This window comes from Pontibacter diazotrophicus (genome assembly GCF_003367245.1).
Lineage (GTDB): Bacteria > Bacteroidota > Bacteroidia > Cytophagales > Hymenobacteraceae > Pontibacter > Pontibacter diazotrophicus.
The window spans coordinates 1-22,516 of sequence record NZ_QRGR01000005.1 but is presented as its reverse complement, the minus strand read 5'-3'; the positions used below and the strand labels follow the sequence as shown (position 1 = coordinate 22,516).

Sequence of the window (22,516 nt, the reverse complement as noted above, 5' to 3'; positions counted from 1 at the left end):
AATTGCCGGGGCTACTTATGTATAGGACAGAGCTACAGCTTTATTTACTATACCCTCTCCAGCACTTTCACAATTAAATCATCGATCACCTCCTCTGCATTGGCAGCAAAAGTATGTGCGATGCGATTAGCCACCATGGCATTCAACGATAGTACCTCGTGCCCCAAAAGGCGCCCCATACTATAATATCCAGCTGTTTCCATCTCAAAGTTTGTGAACTTGAAGTCGTTCAGCCGGAAATTGTGGTAACGCTGCAGCAGATTGGGGTTGCGTAACCCGCCACGGAGCACACGGCCCTGCGGCGCATAAAAACCCGGGCAGGTAAGCGTGTTTCCGGGAATCATATCATAAGCTACTTTCCTGATCAGGCTTTCAGAGCCATTCACGCAATAAGGTCTGAAGCCTATGCCAAGCGCCTCCTGCAGGGCCTTCACAAGCGTTAGCTCCTCTTCACTTTGCTCCAGCGGGTAAAACTCCATCAGCGTGTCCAATCCGACTGCGGTGTGAGAAGCCAGGTGGCTTCCCAGCGGTACCGTTTCCTGCAAAGCTCCGGAAGTACCGACGCGGATAATATTTAGCTTGATTTTCTCCTCATTCGGCTCCCGCGACTGAAAGTCAATGTTCACCAGGGCGTCCAGTTCGTTCATCAGGATATCAATGTTGTCGGTGCCCATACCTGAGGAAATAACCGTAAGCCTTTTGCCTTTGTAATAGCCCGTGTGCGTCACAAATTCGCGTTTCACAATGGCCACCTCTATTTCATCAAAATACTTGCTGACTTTGGCTACACGCTCGGGGTCACCAACTGTTATGATTGTGTCCGAAATATGTTCCGGTAAAAGGTTCAGGTGATAGATGGTACCGTCCGGGTTAATGATTAACTCTGATTCTGGAATCGCAGCCATAGTTACGTTTTTTGTTTATTCAGAAAAAGGAAGAAAGAAGCTTTGCCTCCTTTTTCTGAATTATTATGCTGACAAATGTATAAAAAAGCGAAAGAGCGTGGGCTTCTGGGCCACACGCTCTTTCTTAGCTTTAGAGAATACTTATAGTTGTACGTCAGTTTTCTTCCGACGGTTGAATCCTTTCAAGGGATTATAGCCATTTGTTGCTTTCTGATAGTAACCGGTGCCGTCATAAGGGCGCTTCTCAGGGTGCTCTTTACACTCCGTAGAGCAAGCGCCATCCATTTCCCAGCCACAGTTCTCACAGATAGGCACGTGGAGGTTACAAACCGGGTTTGCACAGTTCACCATGCGGTCGCTCTTGGTGCCGCACACGTGGCACTCTGATACTACCGTTGGGTTTACCTTGTTCACATCAACAGCCACACGGTTATCGAACACATAGCACTTGCCTTCAAAGTCCTCTCCTCCCGCTTCTATACCATACTTGATAATACCGCCATGCAGCTGGTACACATTCTCGAAGCCCTTCTCCAGCAGGAAGGCACTTGCTTTCTCGCACTTAATACCGCCGGTGCAGTAGGTCAGGATTTTCTTGTCCTTATACTTTTCCTTCAGTTCATCTACCTTCTCCGGAAACTCACGGAAGTTCTCGATGTCCAGCGTCACCGCATTCTTGAAGCGGCCTACGCTGTGCTCGTAATCAGAGCGCACGTCCAGTACCACCACGTCCTCCCGGTCCTTCATGTCTTTAAACTCCTTCGGCGACAGATGCACACCAGTGCGTGCATTCGGGTCGATGTGCAACATTCCGGAATGCACGATTTCAGTTTTCGTACGCACATGCAGTTTCGTAAAAGCATGTATATCCGACTCATCCACCTTGAAGTCGGTTTTAGCGAAGCGCGGGTCAGACTTTAAAGCCTGCATATATTTTTCGCAGCTTTCTTTTGTGCCCGACACGGTACCGTTAAGGCCCTCGTTGGATACAATAATACGGCCGAGCATGTTCAGCTCCAGGCACAGCAGGTGATGCTCCTCCCGGAACGTCTCCGGGTCTGCTATCGGGGAATAGCAGTAATAAAGAAGGATGTTATACGGTTTGCTCATAACGGCTTAGATTCAGCTAAGTGTTAAAAATTCATTGTTTGCTCCTCCGGAGCTATTGTTTGATTGCTGCTTTAAATTATTGAATGGCTGCATTGTTCATCCTTTTCTAACAATTAAACAGTTTGGCCATTTAACCATTCAGGCGGCAAAGCTAACAAAGCTTTTCAACCTAAAAATGATTTTTATCAGTATCGTAACAGCCGTGGTAAGCAGAAAAGTTTACTTTACAGGCGCAGCCGGGTTACCGAATACAGTGGCTTTGGCCGGCACATCGGCTACCACTACAGAGCCTGCACCTACACGGGCATTTTTCCCGATTTTAACCCCAGACACCACTACAGCTCCTGAACCGATAAAAGCACCTTCTTCTACTAATACTTCAGAGTTTATGACGGCCCCAGCCCCAATCTGGGCAAAATCCCCAATTCCGGCATATGTGTCTACTACAGCCCGGGATTGAATTACGCAGTAGTTTCCGAGTTTGGCATTGTTGTTTACCACTGCACCTGCGGCAATCATGTTACCGTGCCCCAGCCACGCATATTCCGACACGGAGCTAAAGCGGTGAATGGCATTTACCGGCACTACCTTGTACTCCTCTTTCAGCATTTTGATGAGGCCTTTACGAGCAGCAGCATCTTCTACAGCGACAAAAACATCGCACTTGTTGCCGATAAGCTTCAGGAACTCGTTATCTTCCGTGTTGCTCATCACCGACACATTGTTTACCTCCTCCTGCTGCTTACCACTGTCGTCGAGGAAGCAGTATACGATAACACTGTTACTGTTAAAAATATCTAAAGCGGCTGTACCCAGTTTCTGGGCGCCTAATATGATTACTGGATTTTGCATAGCTCCATCTTAAATAAGGCGCAAAGGTACGAATTATACCTTTAAGGTGTTTTAGAGAAGAGATTTTTGTTAAAAAGCATGGCCTTTAGCACGTTATCTGTAATTTTTCTTATGGCTACTGAATCCGGGCCTCCAATACCATGTGGCCCACACCAGTCTGTAGATGCAGTATTTAAGACTACACCTGAGGTGGGCGTTTTCTGAAAGATGATGAACGTGGCATAACCTGGTTGTTCATCATAAGCCCTGTCATAGCCCAACAGTTCTGCTTTGTAAAAGCCAAGCTGCTCTGTGTCGAGCCTAAGGTCAGGCTCCTCCCCAAGCACAGGCGCTCCATCATATTCTTTAGTGGATACTTTTAGCACATCACCCTCTTTTAAGTTGATGCCTGCAAACACGGGGGAGCTTGATTGTGTGATTTTATAACCACCGAAACTCTTCCTGAATTTTCTACCATATCCTGCTCTGGAAAAGTCTGCACCGATACTCGGAGTGATAGGATAATTTAATATGGGACTGTTCCAGTAGGTTGTTTTGAGGCTATCTATAGTGATAGGATCAGGTTTTTCTTTATAACATATCAACTTTGTACCGTCCTCAGCATAGCGAACCTGCCACCACATGGTATTGCCTGACAGGACCATACAGTGGCCGCCCTTGTCAATAAAAGCATCCACTTGCCTGCGGGCAGTACGGCTCCAATACTCGCTATGCCCGATAATAAGCAGCACTTTGGCACCTGTTAAGATAGCTGGATTTTCTAAATCCTGGTCGTTTATGTAGCTGATGTTGTAAGGTGAAGCCTGTAGCCATTTAAGCCCTTCCACGGCAAAAAACGAAACGGCAGGCAACATAGGTCGCTGAAACGACACCACATGCGTTTTTCCTGAGAAAATACGATATAAACTTTTCCCTCCTGATATATTATAGGCATTTACAGTGTTAGATGGGTATACCACCACTACATCTGCTTGTTCACCTTTCAAGGTGAACGGGATTTTCTTTTCCCACAGGTAGACCCCACTCGACAAGGCTGGCAATTTGTATCTGAAAGTACGTTGATAACGATACCCCTCTTCGCTCGGGTTAGGTCCTTTTGTTTGCGGCTGCACGAATGCCTGCACACTATCCACAACAACTCCATTTATATCATACAGCCTTAACTGGGAGTTTGCTTCAGACCTCGAATTTATAAACACATCCTGCACATCTCCTTTTTTATAGGAAGTTCTGTCTGTGTAGCCGTCTTCGACTATACTTTCTCTACTTTCTACATAGGCATCAAGTATGTAATGAAAGTATAACCTGTTTTCCAGGTAGTAGCCTATTACTTTACCAACAGCTAACAAAAGCAAAACGGAAATAAAAATCAGTAGCAGCCGCTTCATATTTTCTTTTTGAACCGGAAGTGTAAGAGTAGCCTGTTAGTGGAGGGGCTGAGGAAAAGCAAGTATAACAGGAATGGTAGAAAGACAATTCTGTAGCGACTTAAAGTACCAAAATTAGGCATACTGTAAGCCAGTAAAATGCCCATCAGCAGGATATAACAGACTGTGGCAGGCAGTAAATAATTGTTAGAACTGAATCGGATTTTATTTCTGAAGGCATCCCAACAAAATAAAAGTAGCAAAATAAGCACAAAAGTATTTTCAATAGCCGCCACAAATGTAACCGGATTATAAACTTCCCACAAAAAAGGCCTCAAAAGTATATTAAAGAATGCAAGAGGTGCGTGTATAACAAAACTAAAATAAGTTGGCTCGAGAGTCGGCAAGTTTATACTGGGCTTCTCTTCTGAAATCAGCCTGTACTCCAGGTAATTATTGTAAACCGTTACGGGCATCTGGCTGAAATTCAGATTATAATTCAGGCGCGAAGACACAAATGCAATGCCGATAAAGAGCAGCACAGCCGCAACTACTTTCAAATAAACGCTTATGCCTTCCAGAGCCTTCGCCGTATTCAAAATTTTCAATACAAATACAGAAAGCAGAAAAAAACCTAAGGCTATCGCTACAAAGTACTTTACATACCAGATCAACAGTACTCCCACGAGCGCCAGAAGCATGTATTTTATTTTAACACGCGTTGTGCCAGGTTGTAACAGTTCCAGGCAACTCCCCACCAACATACCCATTCCTCCCATTATGAAACTCTCTTTTATGATACCCGAAGACCAGAAGACAACTGATGGGATAAACAAAAAAGAAATAACCGCTGCCTTTGCCGTGCCGGGGAAATAGTTACTCAGCTTATTTACCAAAAACCATACCCCCGCGAAACTAAGTAGAGATAAGTATACCGAGCAGAGGTAATAGCTCCCTGCAGTAAACGCCAACGGAACACTTATTAGCTTTACCACATTCCAGGCGCTGCTATAGTAAGGCACTTGTACAGCCGATAGCGGACTATGCTGGGGCACTTCGTCTACGAGGAGATACTTTAGGTAATCCTGTAAGCCATCATGATATAGGATATCAACCGCCCAGAGTGCCCTTTTATGATAAAAAGTTGTATCCCCCTCGCCGTAATAATAAAAATACAATACGCCCAACATTATTCCGCACACCAGTTTTAGCATCAAAGCCGGGTAAAAGTATGGCTTCAACTCCTCTAACCACTCCTGCCGTTGCATCCACCACACAAGCCCTCCTAACAGCAGAAAGTTCAGCACGTAAACCAGTATACTCACGCGGCAGAACTGCTTTGCTTCATCACTTTATTTCCGATGGCACAGTGCATGCAGTTTACCGGCGCGCAATAACGCTTGTACAGGCTAAGAGCAGCCTGATTGTCGGCGGCTGATTTCGCCTGCCAGCCCAGGTCCTCATAGTGACGCGTGATTTTATTGCTCGCTTCCTTCAGCTCCTCCAGTAGAGAGACCGCTTTTTCTAAGTACAAGCGGTTATCGCTATAACTGGCATAAGCAGCGAGTAGCGGCACAGCCACATTGATGATGAGATTTTGCACACTGCTTTTGCCCATACTTTTCTGCAGGCCCTTGCCTGGCTTGCCTAAAAGGTAATGCTCCTGCCAATATGCCGATACCGGTGCCTGAAACAGAACCTCATATTGCTTCACGGTTTGTGCCTCTAGTAATTTGGAGAAAAAAGCCTGCTGCTGGTGCAGGATTGCTGCCAGTTGGGAAAGCCGTACCGTCGGGAAATTGGCTGGGCGCATCCGCAGGAAATTCCACCGGTGGCGCTGCATAGCTTTCGGTACTAAATCATACTTGTGGCTCAGGAAGCGATACTCCTTCAGCAGTTGTGCTGCGTAGGCATCCTGCGCCTCCTCTAGAAAACCGGCCTGCCCAAACAGCAGCGTCTCCAGTTGCAGTACATTCTGCTGGTGCCGCCGCACCACCGACAGCGGAAGTGCTTTGGCCAGCTCCTCAAATGCCTGCTGATTTGCCTTAAAGCCAAAGCCGCGCAGCAGTGTGTGGTAAGCGGTTTGTTCCCAGTCGTTGCTGTAGCGCTGTAGCGTTTGCAGCACCTCCTCCCCTTTTGCCGCCAGCCGTTCTACCAGCGCCCGCTCCAGCATCAGCGTCTTTGTGATGTGGGGCACAGCAGGCCAGAAAGCAGCACAGGGCACGGCATCTTTTGCGTAGAGCAGCCGCTCGTAAGTCTGCAACAGCGCCAAATCTACACGCCCTTTCAGCACCAGCACCGGCACCAGCGTGCCATCCATCCGGTAAACAGGAACATCCGCCTCCCATACCACATGCAACACAACCTGGTCGTACTTCTCGTCGAGCTGGTGCTGGTGGCGGTGCCAGTCAGAGGCCTGCAAATGAACTTCTACACTCCCTGACCATTCCACTTCCCCAATTCTCATCAACGCTTCTCTGAAATCAGGTCCAGCGTCTGTATTATAATAACCAATCCGCAACACTTGTAAAGCTGCTCCGTCTGTAGTGGTCAGATTCGTTTTACTGAAGTACTGATGCTGCCAGATGTAGTGTAGGAAGTCTTCTTGCATGCCAGTGTGGGTTTAGGAGAGTAATTGTTTCACTTTTCTTTGCCATGGTACTCTTCCTGCATGCCATGAAGGAAGTTGCGCAGAATCTGGTCCTTTAGCGGGCGGTACTGGGTCTGGCTTGGGTTCCGGAAAAAAGCACTCAGTTCGGCTTTACCAAGCCTGAAGCGCACTCGCTCAAGTATGTTTATTATATCCTCGTCCTTTAGGTCAAGGGCAATTTTAAGCTTACGCAGGATGATATTGTTGTTCAGCTTTTTCTCCGGCGCAGGTTGCTCTCCTTCTTTTTTGCCGCGCTTCTCATTGATAAACCCGTTCAGGAATGCCGCCAGGTGCTCATCATCTATCTCCTTGCTCTCCGGGTCGTCTTCCTTTTTCAGCCAATCACTTACCTCGGCACGCGTTACCTGTTTGCCACCCGATGCAAAGAGCGCTATCATCTCGGAGTCGTTGTAGTCAAAGGTATAGCGGATGCGGCGCAGGATATCGTTTTTGGTCATATTATCTGAATCTCTCTAAATGTATTATATAAACCTGATTTTATTATTTCTCTGTACGTTTTTACCAGCCAGAACACAAGCTTATACCCAAAACTACCAGCAACGGCGCGATAGGGATTTGCTTTACCGGAAACTCCCTGATAGCCAACTTTATTTTTAATTAGCCTGAACAAGGCTATGGCCGCAGGTACAAATTAGACAACTGCATGATACATCAAGTTCAGGAATATTTTATACGTGCCGCACGTACTGCTCCAGGCAAACCTCCATTTCGCGTTGCACGGCGAGGGCTGCCTCTCTGGCTTTCGCTGCAAAGTCGCGCCCGGAGGAGGCGTATATAATGCCCCGTGCGGAGTTCACGAGCAGGCCGCACTGCTGATTCATGCCTAACCTGGAGATATCCTCTAAACTGCCTCCCTGTGCTCCTACGCCCGGCACCAATAGAAAGTGGTTTGGCACCAGCTTTCGTACCCGCTGCACATACTCTGCTTGCGTAGCGCCTATTACATACATCATCTGGTCGGCAGTGGCCCAGGTGGCACTAGTGCGCAGCACCTGCTCAAACAGGTATTCTTCGTTTCCGTCTTCGAGGCGCAGCATCTGGAAATCCTGACTGCCGGCATTGGAGGTGAGGGCCAGCAGAATCACCCACTTGCCTTCCTGCACCAGAAACGGCTTCACCGAATCGGCTCCCATGTACGGTGCCACCGTTACGGAATCAAATTGCATCGTTTCGAAAAAAGCGCGGGCATAAAGCTCAGATGTATTGCCAATATCCCCGCGCTTCGCATCGGCAATTGTGAATATGTTTTCTGGTATTACCTGTAGTGTTTTTTCCAGGCTAACCCAACCTTGTGGTCCCTGTGCCTCATAAAAGGCAATGTTTGGTTTATAGGCCACACATAAATCAGCTGTTGCCTCTATTATCTGGCGGTTAAATTCAAAGACGGGGTCTTCCGTATCCAGCAGGTGCTGCGGCAGTTTTTTAGGGTCAGTGTCGAGGCCGACGCACAGGTAGGATTTCTTCTTTAAAATCTGCTCGAAAAGCTGCTCTCTCGTCATGGGCTTGGGATAAGGCTAAGGTTCATACAAAAGTATGAATTTGCGGCAGGCCGTAAAAAATAATTCTGCTTTCGTGCCTTTGCAACTAATTTTGCCCAAATAGGGTCCTAATATAAAGACATGCCGATGAAAACTATACCTATTCTATTTGCCCTGATAGGATTTGTCCTTCTAAGTTGCTCAAAAGAGGAAGAATCTGTTTCGCCCCTGGACGCTTACCCTGCTCCTGTAGTGCAGGTTGATGCGCCGGAAACTGCCTCCGTTGGAGAAAATGTTACAGTGACTGTTTACTTTTCGGTGAATAACGGTTGCGGAGAGTTTGGCAGTTTCGAAGCCACCAGAAACGGGAACACCATTACCGTGAAGGTTTACCCTCATTACCGGGAAGGCTTCTGCACGCAAGCTTTCGTTACCCGCGAAGTCACCTATACCTACAAGCCTGAAGAAGCAGGCACTTATACATTTAAATTCTGGGCAGGCGAAGACCAGTATCTGACAAAAAACATCCTCGTGCAATAGACTCGCCGGTAAAATAACATTCTGATAAGCAGCACCTGGAACACACACCTCAACTTGCTAAACCATTGGCTGTCGTCCTCGTTCAAAATTATAGGCACTCAATAGTAACAGCCTAAAGGCTATCGCTCTAATAAATTTTAGCGGGGGTAGTTATTGGCCGTTCCTTTTTTCTATTCATTTCATTTAAATGTAAATCGCTATGAAGAAGTTGAGTTGGCTATTTTTGTTCTTATTTTTTGTGATAACAGCCTGTGACGATGATGATGAGGCTATACCTATAGTAGATGGACCAGTTCCAGTGACGCAGGTACAAGGTCCTGATAATATGACAGTCGGGCAAACCGCAGAGATTGAAGTTACTTTCAGAGTCAGAAATGAGTGTGGTCAGTTCGAGCGTTTTGAGGAAGTGGTTAGTGGCATGACCTACACCATCACAGTGCATGCAGAATACATAGGTCAGGCTTGTGCGCAGGTTATTACTACACGGACAGAAGGCTACCTCTTTACTCCTACCACGGCAGGTACATATACATTTCGTTTCTGGTCAGGTGAAAACAATCAATTTGTCACGCATACCATCGTAGTTCAATAAACTACGATATGGCTTAATAAAGCAAAAGGGCTGCTCCTTATCGGGGCAGCCCTTTTGCTTTATTAAGCCATTCATTTATCTCAAGTCCACCACCTGAACACCCTTATACTTCGCTTTGTTGAAAATAAAAGCATCTGAGGCAAGTGTCGGATTTGACTGGAAGTTCTTGATAGTATAAGTATAGCGACTGCCGTTGTTACGGAACATTTCCCAGCTCTTCAGGCTCTTGTCTTTCTGGTTGATGAACAGACGCACTTTGTAAATCGGGTTCTTACGGTCTTCCGGCGCAAGCTCAATCACATCGTACGTGGCACCTTCCTTTGTTTCGGTTCCGGCATAAGAGTACTTGTAGCCTTTTTTATACATGTCGAAGATCTTGCTTGGCGACATAGACTCTGCTTCTTCGTCACTTTCCATGATGGTTACTTCGTTCGCATCCTTCAGAAAAGTCCACATCAGCTTACCATCATTGATAATTTCCTGCCCACTTACACCCAAGCGGTACTTTTCGCCACTCACAAGAATGTTACCCTCCATTGTTTCTTTTACTTTGGCAGAGGAGTTCTCCAGTGTCTGAGCGAAGTCAGCTTTGAAAGCTTTCATCGTTCTGTATTTCTGACTCATGGCATCCAGAATCTTGCTTGCCTTTGGGTCTTGCTGTGCCTGTGCCAGGTTAACAAACAACAGGGCAACAACTAATAGCGATAGTAATTTTTTCATGTCTTAGGTACTCGTTTAAAGTTCTACCCGAGTGTATTCAATAACTGTTCCAAACTGTATTCGTCCGGAATCAAAACTTCCCGGGCCTTGCTGCCCTCAAACGACCCGACTACACCCGCTGACTCTAACTGGTCAATCAAACGGCCTGCGCGGTTATAGCCCAGCTTCAGGCGGCGCTGCAGCAGCGAGGTGCTTCCCTGCTGGTGCTGCACAATAATACGGGCTGCTTCCTCAAACAATGGATCACGGTTAGACGGGTCGAAGTCAGCCTTCTCGTTGCCGCTCTCGTCGCCCACAAACTCCGGCAGCAGGTAAGCATCATCATACCCCTGCTGGTTCCCGATAAATTCGCAGATGCGATCTACTTCCGGTGTGTCCACAAAAGCACACTGGATACGGATCATGTCAGACCCAATCGAGAACAGCATATCCCCCTGGCCGATTAGCTGATCGGCACCGCCGGCATCCAGAATGGTGCGGGAGTCTATTTTGGAAGTTACTTTAAAAGAGATACGCGCCGGGAAGTTCGCTTTGATGATACCCGTGATCACGTTCACAGACGGACGCTGCGTGGCTACTACCAGGTGTATACCGATGGCTCGGGCCAGCTGCGCCAGACGTGCAATCGGTGTTTCCACCTCTTTACCCGCTGTCATCATCAAGTCGGCTAACTCGTCAATTACCAGCACAATGAACGGCATAAAGCGGTGACCTTTCTTCGGGTTCAGCTTGCGCTCCACAAACTTGCGGTTATACTCCTTCAGGTTACGGCAGCCGGCGTCTTTCAGCAGGTCGTAGCGCATATCCATTTCCATACAGAGCGAGTTCAGCGTGTTCACTACCTTCTTAGTGTCGGTGATGATGGCTTCTTCACTGTCTGGTAGCTTGGCCAGGAAGTGACGCTCAATCTTGTTGAACAGGGATAATTCCACCTTCTTCGGATCGACCAACACAAACTTAAGCTGCGATGGATGGCGCTTGTAGAGCAGCGAAGTCAGGATGGCGTTCAGACCAACTGATTTACCCTGACCAGTGGCACCAGCCATAAGCAAGTGCGGCATCTTCGCTAAATCGGTAATAAAAACTTCATTGGTGATGGTCTTGCCGAAGGCAATCGGCAGGTCCATGTCGCTTTTCATGAACTTCTCGGTGGCCAGAATAGACTTGATGGATACCATCTCCTTCTTCGTGTTCGGCACTTCAATACCAATCGTACCCTTACCCGGAATCGGGGCAATGATACGGATACCCAAGGCCGCTAAGCTCAAGGCAATATCATCTTCTAGGTTTTTGATTTTAGAAATGCGCACCCCCGCATCCGGCACAATTTCATAGAGGGTGACTGTGGGACCGATAGTGGCTTTGATACTGGCAATACTAATGTTGTAGTGCCCAAGCGTCTCTACAATCTTATCTTTGTTTGCCTCCAGTTCCTCCTTGCTTACCTGTATTTTGTTGATGCCGTAATCCGTCAGCAGGTCGATGTGTGGGTATTGGTAGCGGGCCAGGTCCAGCGTTGGGTCATAGTTTTCACCGGCAATTACTTCTACTTCTTCCTCTTCAGGCGCTTCCGCAATCTGCAACTGCATTTCGTCTTCTGCTGGCACCTCAGCAAAGCTCTCCTCCAGTTCTACCTCCTCACTCGGCTCTATATCCAGTTCAAGGGAAGGTGCAGCTGGCTTGGCAGGAGCAGGTGGTGTTTCTTTTTTTGGCGGAATGGAATTCAGCTCCATTTCCAGCGCACGTTCTATTTCATCAGCGTCATCTTCTTCAAAAGGCACCTCTTCCTCCTCCTCTACTTCCAGTGAAGCGGTTGGGTCGGCGTTGTGGTTGATGCTACGGGTATCAGTACCCAGCACATCGCCTAAAGAAGAGGCATGGTTTCTTTCAGGGGCAGCATCCGTATCCTCCGCCACTGCAGTTGATTTCGTGCCCCAGTTTAGGCTTGTGATGTTGAAGAAACTCACCAGGAAAAGTAGCAACAGGAAACCCAGCAATAGCCAGGAACCCCAGCCAATGAGGCTGTTAAGCCAGATGGCTGCCTCAATGCCAATGCCACCGCCCAGAAAACCTAATTCACCGATGGCATCAGCGGCGAAAACGATATAGCCCAGCATCAGGCTGGTCCACAGCATGGAGAAACTGCATAGCCCCAGCACGTATGTCATGGAGATGTTCACGCCCTTAAAAACAATGCCCAGGCCTGCAAAAAAGAGAACAGGTATAAAGAAGAAGGCACCAAGGCCTACCCAATCATATATAAAAATGTGCGACAGCCAGGCTCCGAACAAACCCAGCCAGTTTTCCGCTTCCTGCCCTGACTCTTTCAATCCAGTACCGTTCACGGTTTCCACCACGCTCTGGTCAGCATTACCCGTAAAGAGGTAAGAGACTAAAGCAATCGTCAGGAAAAAAGAAAACAGCAGAAAAGTAAAGCCAACGGCCAGCTTTAAACGTGGGTCATGCAGAAACCCAATCCTGAAACTGGGCATCGTGGGCAGCTTGAACGACCAGTTCCGCTTTTCTTTCTTCGGCTTTGCTCCTTTCGGCACATTCGCTCCGCGTGGCTCATTCTTACCCCGCACCTCATTCTTCCGCGCTGCTTGCAGCGTATCTTCTCTGTAAGTGTTCTTGGCCATACCCTTGACTAAAGTTGATTTCCAAATTTACAATTTTTCGCATCATTGCGTGTGTAAATCTGGAGGCATTGTAAATTATCTGGCGAGCAGCTTCTTATTGATTTTACTTATCAAAGCCGGGCCTTCATAGATAAAGCCGGTATACAGCTGCACCAGGTCTGCTCCTGCCTGCAGCTTTTCCACTGCATCGTCCGCTGTCATGATGCCCCCCACGCCAATGATGCGGATTTCTTGCGGCAGGAAAGTGCGCAGGTGCCGGATGATCTGCGTGGCGTGCTGCCGCAGCGGTTTACCGCTCAGGCCTCCCATGCCCATTTCCGTTACCCGTTGCTCCGGTGTTTTCAATCCCTTGCGGCTAACTGTCGTGTTTGTGGCGATGATACCGCTTAGTTTCGCCTCCACGGCAATCTCTATGATGTCATTGAGCTGTGCCATATTCAAATCCGGCGCTATTTTCAACAGCAACGGTTTTGGCTTTGGCATTTTGGTGTTTTGCTCCTGCACCGCCAATAGCAGCCTCTTCAGGGGTTCTTTGTCCTGCAGCGCCCGCAGGTCCGGCGTGTTCGGCGAGCTTACGTTCACCACAAAGTAATCCACCACATCATACAGCGCCTTAAAGCAATAGATATAGTCATTTAGCGCTTCGTCGTTCGGCGTTGCTTTGTTCTTGCCGATGTTGCCACCTACAATGATGTTGCTTTTGCGCTTTCTTAACCGTTCCACAGCGGCATCCACACCCTTGTTGTTAAAACCCATGCGGTTGATGATGGCCTGGTCTTTCGGCAGACGGAACAGGCGCGGTCTTTCGTTACCGGACTGCGGTCTGGGCGTGAGCGTACCAATCTCTACAAAGCCAAAGCCCAAATCCCCCATTTCATCCACCAGCATGGCATCCTTATCGAATCCAGCGGCCAAACCCACTGGGTTCGGAAACTTCAGGCCAAACAATTCACGCTCCAGCCGCGGGTCCTGCACCTGAAACATGTTTTTGGTTGTTTCTTTTGCGTAAGGCAGCTTCAGCGACACACGCAAGGCACCTGTTGTCAGGTAATGCACATTCTCAGGATCGAACTGGAAAAGGAGCGGGCGCAGGAGGGATTTGTACACGGCAGCGGGGTTATGTGAGTTATAGGTTCCTGCAAATATAAGATGACAGCTTTAGTATGTAAGGATGAACAGGATAAATCTAGTGCAAATAACCTGGAGCATATCACAGTTTATCAAACTGTGGCATACCGCTTTGATTGTAGTATAGAGTCCACTCTCTACCGCTCAAGCCTGTGTTAGCTCCCGTTATAGCATCAATATAATGTATGCTGTATTTCCTAAAGTTGTTCTTTGATAGGGTTCTATAATAAGTATCCTCAAACATAAATAGATGTTGCAGTGGGTTAACTGCCGTATCATAATTGCCGAACTCTTCAACAATCAAGCTAATTACAAACCCATCACTTAACAATACCCTTGTTTCAACTTTCTCGAGATTTTCTGCCCCGTTAAAAGTGAAGTCTTTTACAGTTTGCACAACCGCTTCTACCTGCGTATCATCTCTATAAACGCCATAGCTCCAAATCTGACTAATTTTCCCGCTTGTGTTGTAAGTATAAGCTAGCGAATCATACATTACACGATTCTCAGCTTTATAAATAAGATATTCTATCTGATTTGAGTGATGCATCTGAAACAGCCATTCTTGTTTTAACCAACTCCACCCTTCGGGACTTCTTGTAGTTATTTTCACAGTGTTTCCCTTGTAAGCAACGTCATAAAACACTTGACGGTCATCAAATATATCGTTATCATTTTGGCATGAAATGGCTAGAATACATCGGTAGCCACCTGTTCTTTTGCTTACTTTACCATTGTTGTATTCTAGTGTATAACCTTCTGATGGCACAGGATATTTATAATTGAAGTTAACCATATAGCTTGCAGCATAAGCACCAGTTAGAGGTTCTGTTGTTTCTGATTTTTTTTCACAACCACATAGTATGAATACACAAAGACAGACGAGTAAAAACTGTTTCATAAAAGAATAAACCTAATTTGAAATCTATAAGGCACTTGAAGTTTACATCTTGATTGTAAAAGCGGCAGGCTTACCAACTAACGAATTGTCTTCAAGTAAGAGCGGCCTAACGCTGAAATACCAGACGCTCGCAGGAGCTGCGCACGCTGCGAGGTCTTTGGAATAAACTAGCTTCTTGGATGGTAATCCTTGATCACCTGCTTCAGGTAATCGCGGTCGAGGTGGGTGTAAATTTCGGTGGTGGTGATGGACTCGTGGCCCAGCATCTCCTGGACGGCGCGCAGGTCGGCACCGCCTTCTATGAGGTGCGTGGCGAAGGAGTGGCGGAATGTGTGGGGGCTTACTGTTTTCTGAATACCGGCTTTGGCAGTTAAATCCTTGATGATGGTGAACACCATCACGCGTGTCATTCTGGCTCCGCGGCGGTTGAGGAACAGGATGTCTTCATGCCCTTTTTTGATGGTCAGGTGGCAGCGTATGCCCTCGCGGTACAGCTTGATATGCTTTAGCGCATCGCGGCCAACCGGCACCAGGCGCTCTTTGTCTCCTTTACCTGCCACTTTCAGAAAGCCCATGTCCTCGTACAGGTGGCTGATCTTCAGGTCGAGCAATTCAGAAACACGCAGCCCGGAGGAATACAGCGTCTCCAGCATGGCGCGGTTACGGGTACCTTCGGGCGTGGAGAGGTCAATAGCATTCAGCAGCTGCTCTATCTCGTGAAAGTGCAAGGTGTCAGGTAGTTTGCGGGATAATTCCGGAGCCTCTATGGTATCTGTCGGGTCGGCATGCACCATATCCTCCATAATCAGAAACTTATAGAAGGCCCGAATGCCGGACAAAGTGCGGGCCTGTGAATGTGCCGTCATACCCAACTCTCCTATCCACTCCAGAAAGTCACGGAGTATGGCAGGTGTAATGTTCTCGGGAGCCACCTGTAGCATTTTTATATCCAGGAATTCCGTTAGCTTTCGGATGTCGCGGCGATAGGCCTCTACGGAATGGCCCGAAAGCGACTTCTCCAGCTTCAGGTACTCTTCGAATTGTTTAATACAGATGGGCCAGTTCACTTTTGTTAGTTAGAGAGTTAAAAAGTTAGAAAGTTAGAGAGTGGCGTCCACAATAATTTAAATCAACAAAGAACAATTTAACTATCCAACAACCAAACAATTTTCCCTAGCAAAGATAGTTAATCTGTACCTTTGTATCCTCGGAAATTTGCAAGAACGCATAAAAGACCAGACTATGAAGATCATCATCCTCAATGGCCCTAACCTCAACCTGTTAGGTACCCGTGAAAAATCCGTTTATGGCAGCCGATCCTTCGAAGATTACTTTGAAGAGCTGAAAGAGGCATTCCCGGCACTGGAACTCTCCTATTTTCAGTCGAACACTGAAGGCACACTCATTGACAAACTGCATGAAGTAGGATTCGGCGATTATAAAGGAATTATATTTAACGCTGGTGCTTATACGCATACTTCAGTAGCTATTTCTGATGCCATCAAAGCTATTGAGACACCGGTGGTCGAGGTGCATATCTCCAATGTATACGCGCGTGAGGCCTTCCGCCACAAAAGCATGCTAGCCGCCTACTGCACCGGTGTGATAGCAGGTTTTGGCTTGGAAAGCTATCGACTTGCCCTCCAGTACTTTGAGCGCTTAAAGCCAAAACAAATTGGATTTGGTATAAAGTAACCGTAACAAGTGTCGTTATATATTCGTCTATTATAAAATTGTTATTATATAGTATATATACTATATTTTCTGTATTATTACACCCATGCTCAACTTCTATCCCGGACCGTCTAAACTATACCCTGACGTACGCAACTACCTTGTAGATGCGTATGATGAGGGTATACTGAGCACCCCGCATAGAGGAGAGCAGTTCGTGCAGCTATCACGTGCGGTGGTGGGCTCCATAAAGCGCCGGCTCAACATTCCGCAGGACTACTATATCTTCTTCACATCGTCGGCTACAGAGTGCTGGGAGGTGCTTATTCAGAGCCTTACCAAGCACAAGAGCTACCACATTTATAATGGTTCATTTGGCGAGAAGTGGTGCCAGTATGCGCAGAAGCTTCGCCCTAAATCAGAGGGCTTTCAGTTTGATTTGAACAGCCCGATGCCGGTGAGCGAGTTGGAAATCAGTAAGGACACAGAACTCATCTGCTTCACTCATAACGAAACCTCTAACGGCACACAGGTGTCGCCTGCCTGCATCCTGAACCTGCACAACCGATTCCGCGACACACTGATTGCCGTGGACGCGACGTCTTCTATGGCCGGGCTGAACCTGAAAATGATCAAGGCTGATATCTGGTTTTCCTCTGTACAAAAGAACTTCGGACTGCCAGCCGGACTGGCCGTGATGGCTTGTTCGCCTCGTGCCATTTTCCGGGCAAAACAGATAGGTGAAAAGAATCACTATAACAGTCTGGTGTCGATGTATGAAAAGATGCTGAACTACCAGACCACACACACGCCCAATGTCATCAACATTTACCTCCTAAAACGTGTGCTGGAAGACCGCCCCTTCATCAAAACGATCGATTTAGAGCTAACAGCACGGGCACAGAGCCTGTATAATTTCTTCGGGCAGTTCACTGATTTTAAGCTGCTGGTAGAGAACGAGGAAGTGCGCTCTAAAACGGTTCTGGCGCTGCAGGCAAGCGAAAAACTGGTAGACGATATTAAGAAGCGGGCGCTGCACCACAACATACGCCTTGGCAACGGCTATGGTCCCTGGGCACGTAATACCTTCCGCATTGCAAACTTCCCTGCCATCACTGATGAAGAATACGAGGAACTGAAGCGCTTTTTCCTGCACTATTACGCATAAGTCTGCTACCTTTGCGGCTTAAAAACCAAACAAGCGCTCCCGGCAAAAGATAAAGGTTGGATGCTATCCGCATATTATCCATGCTTTTTGAGGCACACGCAGATCCGCATATACCAGAAAGTGAATTATCTAAATACCCTTTTCAGCTTCAAAGAGATAGCCTCTGTTACGCTCACGCTCTTTGCTGTCATCGACATTATCGGTTCTATTCCCATCATCATTGACCTCCGCAAACGGGAAGGCAAGATTGAATCCGGTAAAGCAACGATTGTTTCCGGAATCCTGATGATTGCGTTTCTTTTTCTGGGCCAGTCTATCCTAAGCTTGTTTGGCATCGACTTTCAATCCTTTGCTATGGCAGGTGCCATTATTATTTTCCTGATTGGTCTGGAAATGATATTGGGAAAAGACTTTTTTCATACTGATCCTGAAGTCAGAACAGGCTCCATCGTGCCGCTGGCGTTTCCGTTGATTGTAGGTGCAGGCACTATGACCACGCTCCTCTCGTTACGCGCCGCTTACTCCCTCCCGAATGTGCTCGTCGGCATTGTTTTGAATCTGTCATTTGTGTTTATAGTGCTGAAGTCATCGGCCTGGATAGAGCAAAAGCTAGGAAAAGATGGTGCCAACGTGCTCCGCAAGATATTCGGCGTCATTCTGCTGGCTATCGCCATCAAGCTTTTTAAAACCAATCTTTAGTTAATAGCTAATTTTGAATAACTGACTTTTGAATAACTGAATAGAATGAACTTAGACAGAAAAGAATTTATAGAGCAGTTTCAGAAGCGGACAAAAAGATTAGCTATAGATGTGATTCATTTTTCTAAAACACTTCCTAAATCAGAAGAAGTTGTTATAATGAAGCGACAGCTACTGAGATCTGCCACCTCCGTTGCTTCTAATTACAGAGCCGCATGCCGCGCCAGATCATCCGCCGAATTTCACTCAAAAATCAGTATTGTGATTGAAGAAGCAGATGAAACGCTCTTCTGCCTGGAGTTACTGGAGGAGTCAGGCACCACCATTCATACCGTAGTTAACCCACTGATGAAAGAATCATCTGAAATATTATCTGTGATGGCGAAAGCCAGAAAGAACACTACCAAGTAATATTCAGTCATTCAAAATTCAGTTATTCAAAATTACTTTAACCATGATAGAACTGTTTACAGATGGAGCTTCACGTGGGAACCCTGGCCCTGGAGGCTATGGCACAATACTGCGTTGGAAGCAGCATGTAAAAGAAATAAGCCAGGGCTTCCGCAAAACGACCAATAACCGCATGGAATTGCTGGCTGTGATTGCGGGGCTAGAGGCTATTACCAAACCAGGCATGCCTGTTACCGTTTACTCCGACTCTAAATATGTGGTGGACGCGGTGGAGAAACGGTGGGTGTTTGGCTGGCAGAAAAAAGGTTTTAAAGGCAAAGCAAATGCTGACCTGTGGGCACGCTTCCTACGAATATATCCAAAGCACAACGTAAAGTTTGTCTGGGTAAAAGGTCACGCCGGCCATCCTGAAAATGAACGCTGCGATGAACTGGCGGTAGCCAGTGCCCTTTCACCTAACCTCCTCATCGATGAGGGCTTTGAGTCCGGTGCTTCGCAGCCGAGCTGAGTGTAAATTTTGAATAACTGTTGATTAACTGAATATGCGGGGAGGCAGCACGCTGAGTCCACATGCATATTCCACTAATTTCATTCAATCATTCCGTTATTCAATTATTCAAAATTAGATACATGCCTAACACCTACTTCCAGTTTAAGCAGTTCCGGGTAGAGCAGGACAAGTGCGCGATGAAAGTGTGCACTGATTCCTGCGTATTTGGGGCTGCTGTAGAAGTAGCAGATGCACAGCGGGTGCTGGATATTGGGGCAGGCACAGGATTGCTCTCGCTTATGGTGGCGCAACGGACCAAAGCTACTATAGACGCGGTGGAAATAAACCAGGAGGCACAGGTACAGGCAGCAGAAAACTTTTCCTCAAGCCCGTGGAGGGAGCGGCTTCACCTGCATCCCGTATCGCTGCAAAAGTATGCGGAGAGTTGTCAGGTGCCCTATGATATCATCCTGTCAAACCCGCCTTTCTTTCTCTCCTCCCTCAAGTCTCCTGATGCCGTCAGAAATACCGCCAAGCATGCGGGAGAGCTGTTGTTTGATGATATACTCCTTTTTGCACAACAGCATCTTAACCAAAATGGAAAACTGTACCTGCTTCTTCCTCCTGCCGAGGCGACTTTGTTTAGAAAATTAGCGCTGGCACATGGTTTTAAATTAGCAGAAACGATAGAAGTTTTCACGTATAGGGGCGGTAAGTGCATACGGCATATCCAGACCTATACTGTTTCTGCTCCCGAGGCTCCTGCTACAAAACAGTTTTTTATTCGGGAGGAAGATAAGGTAACCTATACAGCTGAATTTGCTACACTGCTGCGGGAGTACTACCTGCAGTTATAGTGGCTACGGCTATTGGTGCAGACGCTCGCAGGAGCTGCGCACGCTGCGAGGTCTTTGTAGCAGCAGCTAATCAGGAGCAAGCAGGTGTTTGTACACCTATTCCTGCAACACACGCTCTTTCTCCACAAAGTCAACTCCAAACTGCTTCAGCTCCTCGAGCACGGGCTTGTACAACTCTGGATAGATAGGAATGACTACGCCGCGCTGGTTTATTTTGCCCTGTAACAGCAGTTTAGCTAATATGCCTACTGGCAAACCTACTGTTTTGGCCATGGCTGTGTGTGTTTCATCATCGCCGGTTGCTACTAAGGTGGAGGTAATTTCGCGCTTCTCCCCTTCCTGCTCATACTCGAACAGGTGCTGCATCACAATCATATCCTTGTCGCCTGGCGCCAGTGTCCATTTTTCTTTAAGAATTTTCTCCAGCACCTGCGCTGGTGTGGCTCCGGTTAGTTCTATTGATTTCTCCTCGAACAGCCCCAGCCAAACTATTTTCTCCATTATAGTTCCATCAGCCGGAATACCTGTATAAGCCGCCAGACGCTCGGTTATGCTTTGGCCTTGCGTAGTGGCAGGAGGCAGAAAGGCTTCTATAAAGCTACAGTGGGTCATGTTCTCTGTGCCTTCCAGTGTGTAGCTGTCGTCTGTTAAGCCCAGTTGCACAAACACGTCCCAGGCGGCACAATAGCCCGGGCGGCGCAGTGTGCCGCGCAGCATTGTTGGGATGTCAGCAAGACCATAGGGTTCACGGTAGCTTAAGGAATCCCGGTTAGCATATCCTTCAAATTGCCCGTAGCCTTCCACAAAGAATTCATCGGTGCGCTTGAACAACTGGTGGTACGGGATAAACTTGTAAGTTCCGTTCTTGATGTACTTTGCGGTGCCCTGCCCTGCCAGCACCACATTGCGCGGGTTCCAAGTAAATTTGTATCGCCACGGATTGTTATCAGATTCTGGCGCTACCAATCCACCGGTAAAAGACTTGAAGGAGGTGATTTTGCCGCCAGCATCTTTTAGGCGATGTATCACCGCCATCGCCGACATATGGTCAATACCTGGGTCCAGGCCGGACTCCATCAGAATAGTCAGGTTTTTCTCCTCTGCCTCCTGGTGCAATGCTTTGAAAGCAGGAGTTACATAGCTGGCTGTAATGAGGTTTTTATTTTGTTTCAGGCATTCCTGCGCTACAAGTATGTGAAAGGCCGCTGGCAAGAGGGAAATGACCAGGTCGGCCTGTTGCACTTCCTCCGCACGCTGCCGCTCGTTGTGCACATCAAAGTTTAAAAGGTCTACACAAGTAACAGCTTCCATCAGGGGCTGCAGGTGGCCAACTGAAATATCGCCAATTCTGATGCGCCAACTTTCTGCAGTAGCATTATCACATAGGTACTGTATAAGAGAAGCCGCCGATCGACCGGCACCGAGTAGGAGAATCCTTTTCATAGTAATAGGTGTGGTTCTGGTTTAATTTAGGCATTCGTGCCTGTAAGGCAAATGCTATAGATGGTTTTGTCAGATAATTAACTTAAATTTATAGCCCTTTTCTAATTTTTGACCTACTCCTGACGAAATGGCAAGTAAACTTGATATAAATATTAGTGTAGACGTACTTGAGCCATCAGAACTGACTGAACAGGAGTGGCAGGCTATGCAACTGGCGCAGGAAGCTGCTAATGATGCCTATGCCCCTTACTCTAACTTCTTAGTTGGAGCTGCCCTGCTGTTAGAAGATGGCACCATGTTTAAGGGCAGCAATCAGGAAAATGCTGCTTACCCCTCCGGACTTTGTGCAGAACGCACGGCACTGTTCGCCCTGAGTGCCCATTATCCAAACAAAAAGATAAAGCTGTTAGCCGTAACTGCCCGCCGCAGAAGCGATACAGCATTTATGCCAGCAATGCCCTGCGGCGCCTGCCGTCAGGTAATGGGAGAATACGAGTATAAGCAACAGCAGGATATACCGGTGCTGCTACAGGCGGCCGATGGTAAATATTACCGCTTTCAGCGCGTGGTCGATTTGCTTCCTTTTCAGTTTACCAAAGACAGCCTGTAGAGAGTTAGAGAGGTAGAGAGGTAGAGAGGTAGAGAGGTAGAGAGGTAGAGAGGTAGAGAGGTAGAGAGGTAGAGAGGTAGTGGAGCTGCTACATTTGAGTGGACATATAGTTAAGCGAAAAACCTATAACTTAACACTATGTCACAAGAGAGAAGAAAGTTCGATTAAGCGAAAAACCTATAACTTAACACTATGTCACAAGAGAGAAGAAAGTTCGACAAAGAATTCAAGGTGATGGCTGTAGAGCTCAGCAAGACCAGG

General features: G+C 47.3%; 23 protein-coding genes. 9 read left to right on the top strand and 14 right to left on the bottom strand.

Translation table 11 applies throughout. The features are described 5' to 3' along the window. Positions 1-47: 47 nt before the first annotated feature. From DXT99_RS05260 to pyrF, 8 genes are all read right to left on the bottom strand, one after another. Positions 48-905, bottom strand: coding sequence for a nucleoside phosphorylase (locus DXT99_RS05260; protein WP_115564491.1), 858 nt, complete (start codon positions 903-905; stop codon positions 48-50). Between the two features lie 141 nt (positions 906-1,046). Next, positions 1,047-2,015 carry an oxygen-dependent tRNA uridine(34) hydroxylase TrhO gene (gene trhO, locus DXT99_RS05255; RefSeq protein WP_115564490.1) on the bottom strand — a complete coding sequence of 323 codons (969 nt, stop codon included), beginning with the start codon at positions 2,013-2,015 and terminating at the stop codon, positions 1,047-1,049. Positions 2,016-2,234: 219 nt separating this feature from the next. Further along, the gene (locus DXT99_RS05250; protein ID WP_115564489.1) at positions 2,235-2,867 is read right to left on the bottom strand and encodes a NeuD/PglB/VioB family sugar acetyltransferase; all 633 of its coding nucleotides are present in this window, start codon (positions 2,865-2,867) and stop codon (positions 2,235-2,237) included. A 41-nt stretch (positions 2,868-2,908) separates the two neighbouring features. Continuing rightward, positions 2,909-4,255 carry a N,N-dimethylformamidase beta subunit family domain-containing protein gene (locus DXT99_RS05245; RefSeq protein ID WP_115564488.1) on the bottom strand — a complete coding sequence of 449 codons (1,347 nt, stop codon included), beginning with the start codon at positions 4,253-4,255 and terminating at the stop codon, positions 2,909-2,911. Then, on the bottom strand, positions 4,252-5,559 hold the full coding sequence (locus DXT99_RS05240; RefSeq protein ID WP_115564487.1) for a hypothetical protein: 1,308 nt from the start codon (positions 5,557-5,559) through the stop codon (positions 4,252-4,254). The genes DXT99_RS05245 and DXT99_RS05240 overlap by 4 nt, the downstream gene beginning before the upstream one ends. After that, a complete protein-coding gene (locus tag DXT99_RS05235; RefSeq protein WP_115564486.1) occupies positions 5,556-6,845 on the bottom strand; it encodes a DUF2851 family protein in 1,290 nt (429 codons plus the stop codon). Before DXT99_RS05235 ends, DXT99_RS05240 begins: the two co-directional genes overlap by 4 nt. Before the next feature lie 29 nt (positions 6,846-6,874). Next, complete coding sequence (locus DXT99_RS05230; protein ID WP_115564485.1) at positions 6,875-7,342, bottom strand: YehS family protein; 468 nt, start codon at positions 7,340-7,342, stop codon at positions 6,875-6,877. 231 nt (positions 7,343-7,573) lie between these two features. Continuing rightward, on the bottom strand, positions 7,574-8,404 hold the full coding sequence (gene pyrF, locus DXT99_RS05225) for an orotidine-5'-phosphate decarboxylase (RefSeq protein WP_115564484.1): 831 nt from the start codon (positions 8,402-8,404) through the stop codon (positions 7,574-7,576). Positions 8,405-8,530: 126 nt separating this feature from the next. Between pyrF and DXT99_RS05220 the strand changes: the two genes are divergently transcribed. Together DXT99_RS05220 and DXT99_RS05215 are read left to right on the top strand one after the other, a co-directional pair. Next, positions 8,531-8,923, top strand: a complete 393-nt coding sequence (locus tag DXT99_RS05220; protein ID WP_147294171.1) for a hypothetical protein — start codon at positions 8,531-8,533, stop codon at positions 8,921-8,923. 199 nt (positions 8,924-9,122) lie between these two features. Beyond that, positions 9,123-9,515, top strand: coding sequence for a hypothetical protein (locus DXT99_RS05215; protein WP_115564482.1), 393 nt, complete (start codon positions 9,123-9,125; stop codon positions 9,513-9,515). A gap of 75 nt (positions 9,516-9,590) precedes the next feature. Here DXT99_RS05215 and DXT99_RS05210 read toward each other — a convergent pair whose 3' ends face one another. The 5 genes from DXT99_RS05210 to xerD all read right to left on the bottom strand — a co-directional run bounded on the left by DXT99_RS05210 (position 9,591) and on the right by xerD (position 15,970). Continuing rightward, entirely contained in the window at positions 9,591-10,235 is a 645-nt protein-coding gene (locus DXT99_RS05210) for a LolA family protein (protein WP_115564481.1), read from the bottom strand. 23 nt (positions 10,236-10,258) lie between these two features. After that, positions 10,259-12,874, bottom strand: coding sequence for an FtsK/SpoIIIE family DNA translocase (locus tag DXT99_RS05205; RefSeq protein ID WP_115564480.1), 2,616 nt, complete (start codon positions 12,872-12,874; stop codon positions 10,259-10,261). A gap of 75 nt (positions 12,875-12,949) precedes the next feature. Beyond that, positions 12,950-13,981 (bottom strand): quinone-dependent dihydroorotate dehydrogenase, encoded by a 1,032-nt coding sequence (locus DXT99_RS05200; RefSeq protein ID WP_115564479.1) that lies wholly within the window; start codon positions 13,979-13,981, stop codon positions 12,950-12,952. A gap of 103 nt (positions 13,982-14,084) precedes the next feature. Continuing rightward, the gene (locus DXT99_RS05195; RefSeq protein ID WP_147294169.1) at positions 14,085-14,903 is read right to left on the bottom strand and encodes a hypothetical protein; all 819 of its coding nucleotides are present in this window, start codon (positions 14,901-14,903) and stop codon (positions 14,085-14,087) included. Between the two features lie 167 nt (positions 14,904-15,070). Then, positions 15,071-15,970: a site-specific tyrosine recombinase XerD gene (gene xerD / locus DXT99_RS05190; protein ID WP_115564477.1), complete on the bottom strand. Its 900-nt coding sequence runs from the start codon at positions 15,968-15,970 to the stop codon at positions 15,071-15,073. 175 nt (positions 15,971-16,145) lie between these two features. On the opposite strand from xerD, the gene aroQ reads away from it, so the two are divergent. From aroQ to DXT99_RS05160, 6 genes are all read left to right on the top strand, one after another. Further along, positions 16,146-16,598 (top strand): type II 3-dehydroquinate dehydratase, encoded by a 453-nt coding sequence (gene aroQ / locus DXT99_RS05185; RefSeq protein ID WP_115564476.1) that lies wholly within the window; start codon positions 16,146-16,148, stop codon positions 16,596-16,598. An 85-nt stretch (positions 16,599-16,683) separates the two neighbouring features. Beyond that, positions 16,684-17,745, top strand: a complete 1,062-nt coding sequence (locus tag DXT99_RS05180; protein WP_115564475.1) for an aminotransferase class V-fold PLP-dependent enzyme — start codon at positions 16,684-16,686, stop codon at positions 17,743-17,745. 87 nt (positions 17,746-17,832) lie between these two features. Then, entirely contained in the window at positions 17,833-18,444 is a 612-nt protein-coding gene (locus DXT99_RS05175) for a MarC family protein (RefSeq protein ID WP_246000447.1), read from the top strand. Positions 18,445-18,489: 45 nt separating this feature from the next. Further along, positions 18,490-18,855, top strand: a complete 366-nt coding sequence (locus tag DXT99_RS05170) for a four helix bundle protein (RefSeq protein ID WP_115564473.1) — start codon at positions 18,490-18,492, stop codon at positions 18,853-18,855. Positions 18,856-18,898: 43 nt separating this feature from the next. Next, positions 18,899-19,363 carry a ribonuclease HI gene (gene rnhA, locus DXT99_RS05165; RefSeq protein ID WP_181885036.1) on the top strand — a complete coding sequence of 155 codons (465 nt, stop codon included), beginning with the start codon at positions 18,899-18,901 and terminating at the stop codon, positions 19,361-19,363. Between the two features lie 122 nt (positions 19,364-19,485). Further along, positions 19,486-20,202: a tRNA1(Val) (adenine(37)-N6)-methyltransferase gene (locus tag DXT99_RS05160; protein ID WP_115564471.1), complete on the top strand. Its 717-nt coding sequence runs from the start codon at positions 19,486-19,488 to the stop codon at positions 20,200-20,202. A gap of 96 nt (positions 20,203-20,298) precedes the next feature. Here the strand turns inward: DXT99_RS05160 and DXT99_RS05155 are convergent, their stop codons facing one another. Further along, a complete protein-coding gene (locus DXT99_RS05155; RefSeq protein ID WP_115564470.1) occupies positions 20,299-21,645 on the bottom strand; it encodes a saccharopine dehydrogenase family protein in 1,347 nt (448 codons plus the stop codon). A gap of 127 nt (positions 21,646-21,772) precedes the next feature. On the opposite strand from DXT99_RS05155, the gene cdd reads away from it, so the two are divergent. Beyond that, positions 21,773-22,255, top strand: a complete 483-nt coding sequence (cdd, locus tag DXT99_RS05150; RefSeq protein ID WP_115564469.1) for a cytidine deaminase — start codon at positions 21,773-21,775, stop codon at positions 22,253-22,255. Positions 22,256-22,516: the final 261 nt, after the last annotated feature.

What these genes read in the sequence shown, in the direction of transcription:
- DXT99_RS05205 (WP_115564480.1), bottom strand. Translation starts at nt 12,874, where the DNA reads ATGGCCAAGAACACTTACAGAGAAGATACGCTGCAAGCAGCGCGGAAG.
- aroQ (WP_115564476.1), top strand. Translation starts at nt 16,146, where the DNA reads ATGAAGATCATCATCCTCAATGGCCCTAACCTCAACCTGTTAGGTACC.
- DXT99_RS05195 (WP_147294169.1), bottom strand. Translation starts at nt 14,903, where the DNA reads ATGAAACAGTTTTTACTCGTCTGTCTTTGTGTATTCATACTATGTGGT.
- rnhA (WP_181885036.1), top strand. Translation starts at nt 18,899, where the DNA reads ATGATAGAACTGTTTACAGATGGAGCTTCACGTGGGAACCCTGGCCCT.
- DXT99_RS05180 (WP_115564475.1), top strand. Translation starts at nt 16,684, where the DNA reads ATGCTCAACTTCTATCCCGGACCGTCTAAACTATACCCTGACGTACGC.
- DXT99_RS05160 (WP_115564471.1), top strand. Translation starts at nt 19,486, where the DNA reads ATGCCTAACACCTACTTCCAGTTTAAGCAGTTCCGGGTAGAGCAGGAC.
- DXT99_RS05250 (WP_115564489.1), bottom strand. Translation starts at nt 2,867, where the DNA reads ATGCAAAATCCAGTAATCATATTAGGCGCCCAGAAACTGGGTACAGCC.
- cdd (WP_115564469.1), top strand. Translation starts at nt 21,773, where the DNA reads ATGGCAAGTAAACTTGATATAAATATTAGTGTAGACGTACTTGAGCCA.
- DXT99_RS05220 (WP_147294171.1), top strand. Translation starts at nt 8,531, where the DNA reads ATGAAAACTATACCTATTCTATTTGCCCTGATAGGATTTGTCCTTCTA.
- DXT99_RS05260 (WP_115564491.1), bottom strand. Translation starts at nt 905, where the DNA reads ATGGCTGCGATTCCAGAATCAGAGTTAATCATTAACCCGGACGGTACC.
- DXT99_RS05215 (WP_115564482.1), top strand. Translation starts at nt 9,123, where the DNA reads ATGAAGAAGTTGAGTTGGCTATTTTTGTTCTTATTTTTTGTGATAACA.
- DXT99_RS05170 (WP_115564473.1), top strand. Translation starts at nt 18,490, where the DNA reads ATGAACTTAGACAGAAAAGAATTTATAGAGCAGTTTCAGAAGCGGACA.
- pyrF (WP_115564484.1), bottom strand. Translation starts at nt 8,404, where the DNA reads ATGACGAGAGAGCAGCTTTTCGAGCAGATTTTAAAGAAGAAATCCTAC.
- DXT99_RS05230 (WP_115564485.1), bottom strand. Translation starts at nt 7,342, where the DNA reads ATGACCAAAAACGATATCCTGCGCCGCATCCGCTATACCTTTGACTAC.
- DXT99_RS05235 (WP_115564486.1), bottom strand. Translation starts at nt 6,845, where the DNA reads ATGCAAGAAGACTTCCTACACTACATCTGGCAGCATCAGTACTTCAGT.
- DXT99_RS05245 (WP_115564488.1), bottom strand. Translation starts at nt 4,255, where the DNA reads ATGAAGCGGCTGCTACTGATTTTTATTTCCGTTTTGCTTTTGTTAGCT.
- trhO (WP_115564490.1), bottom strand. Translation starts at nt 2,015, where the DNA reads ATGAGCAAACCGTATAACATCCTTCTTTATTACTGCTATTCCCCGATA.
- DXT99_RS05210 (WP_115564481.1), bottom strand. Translation starts at nt 10,235, where the DNA reads ATGAAAAAATTACTATCGCTATTAGTTGTTGCCCTGTTGTTTGTTAAC.
- DXT99_RS05155 (WP_115564470.1), bottom strand. Translation starts at nt 21,645, where the DNA reads ATGAAAAGGATTCTCCTACTCGGTGCCGGTCGATCGGCGGCTTCTCTT.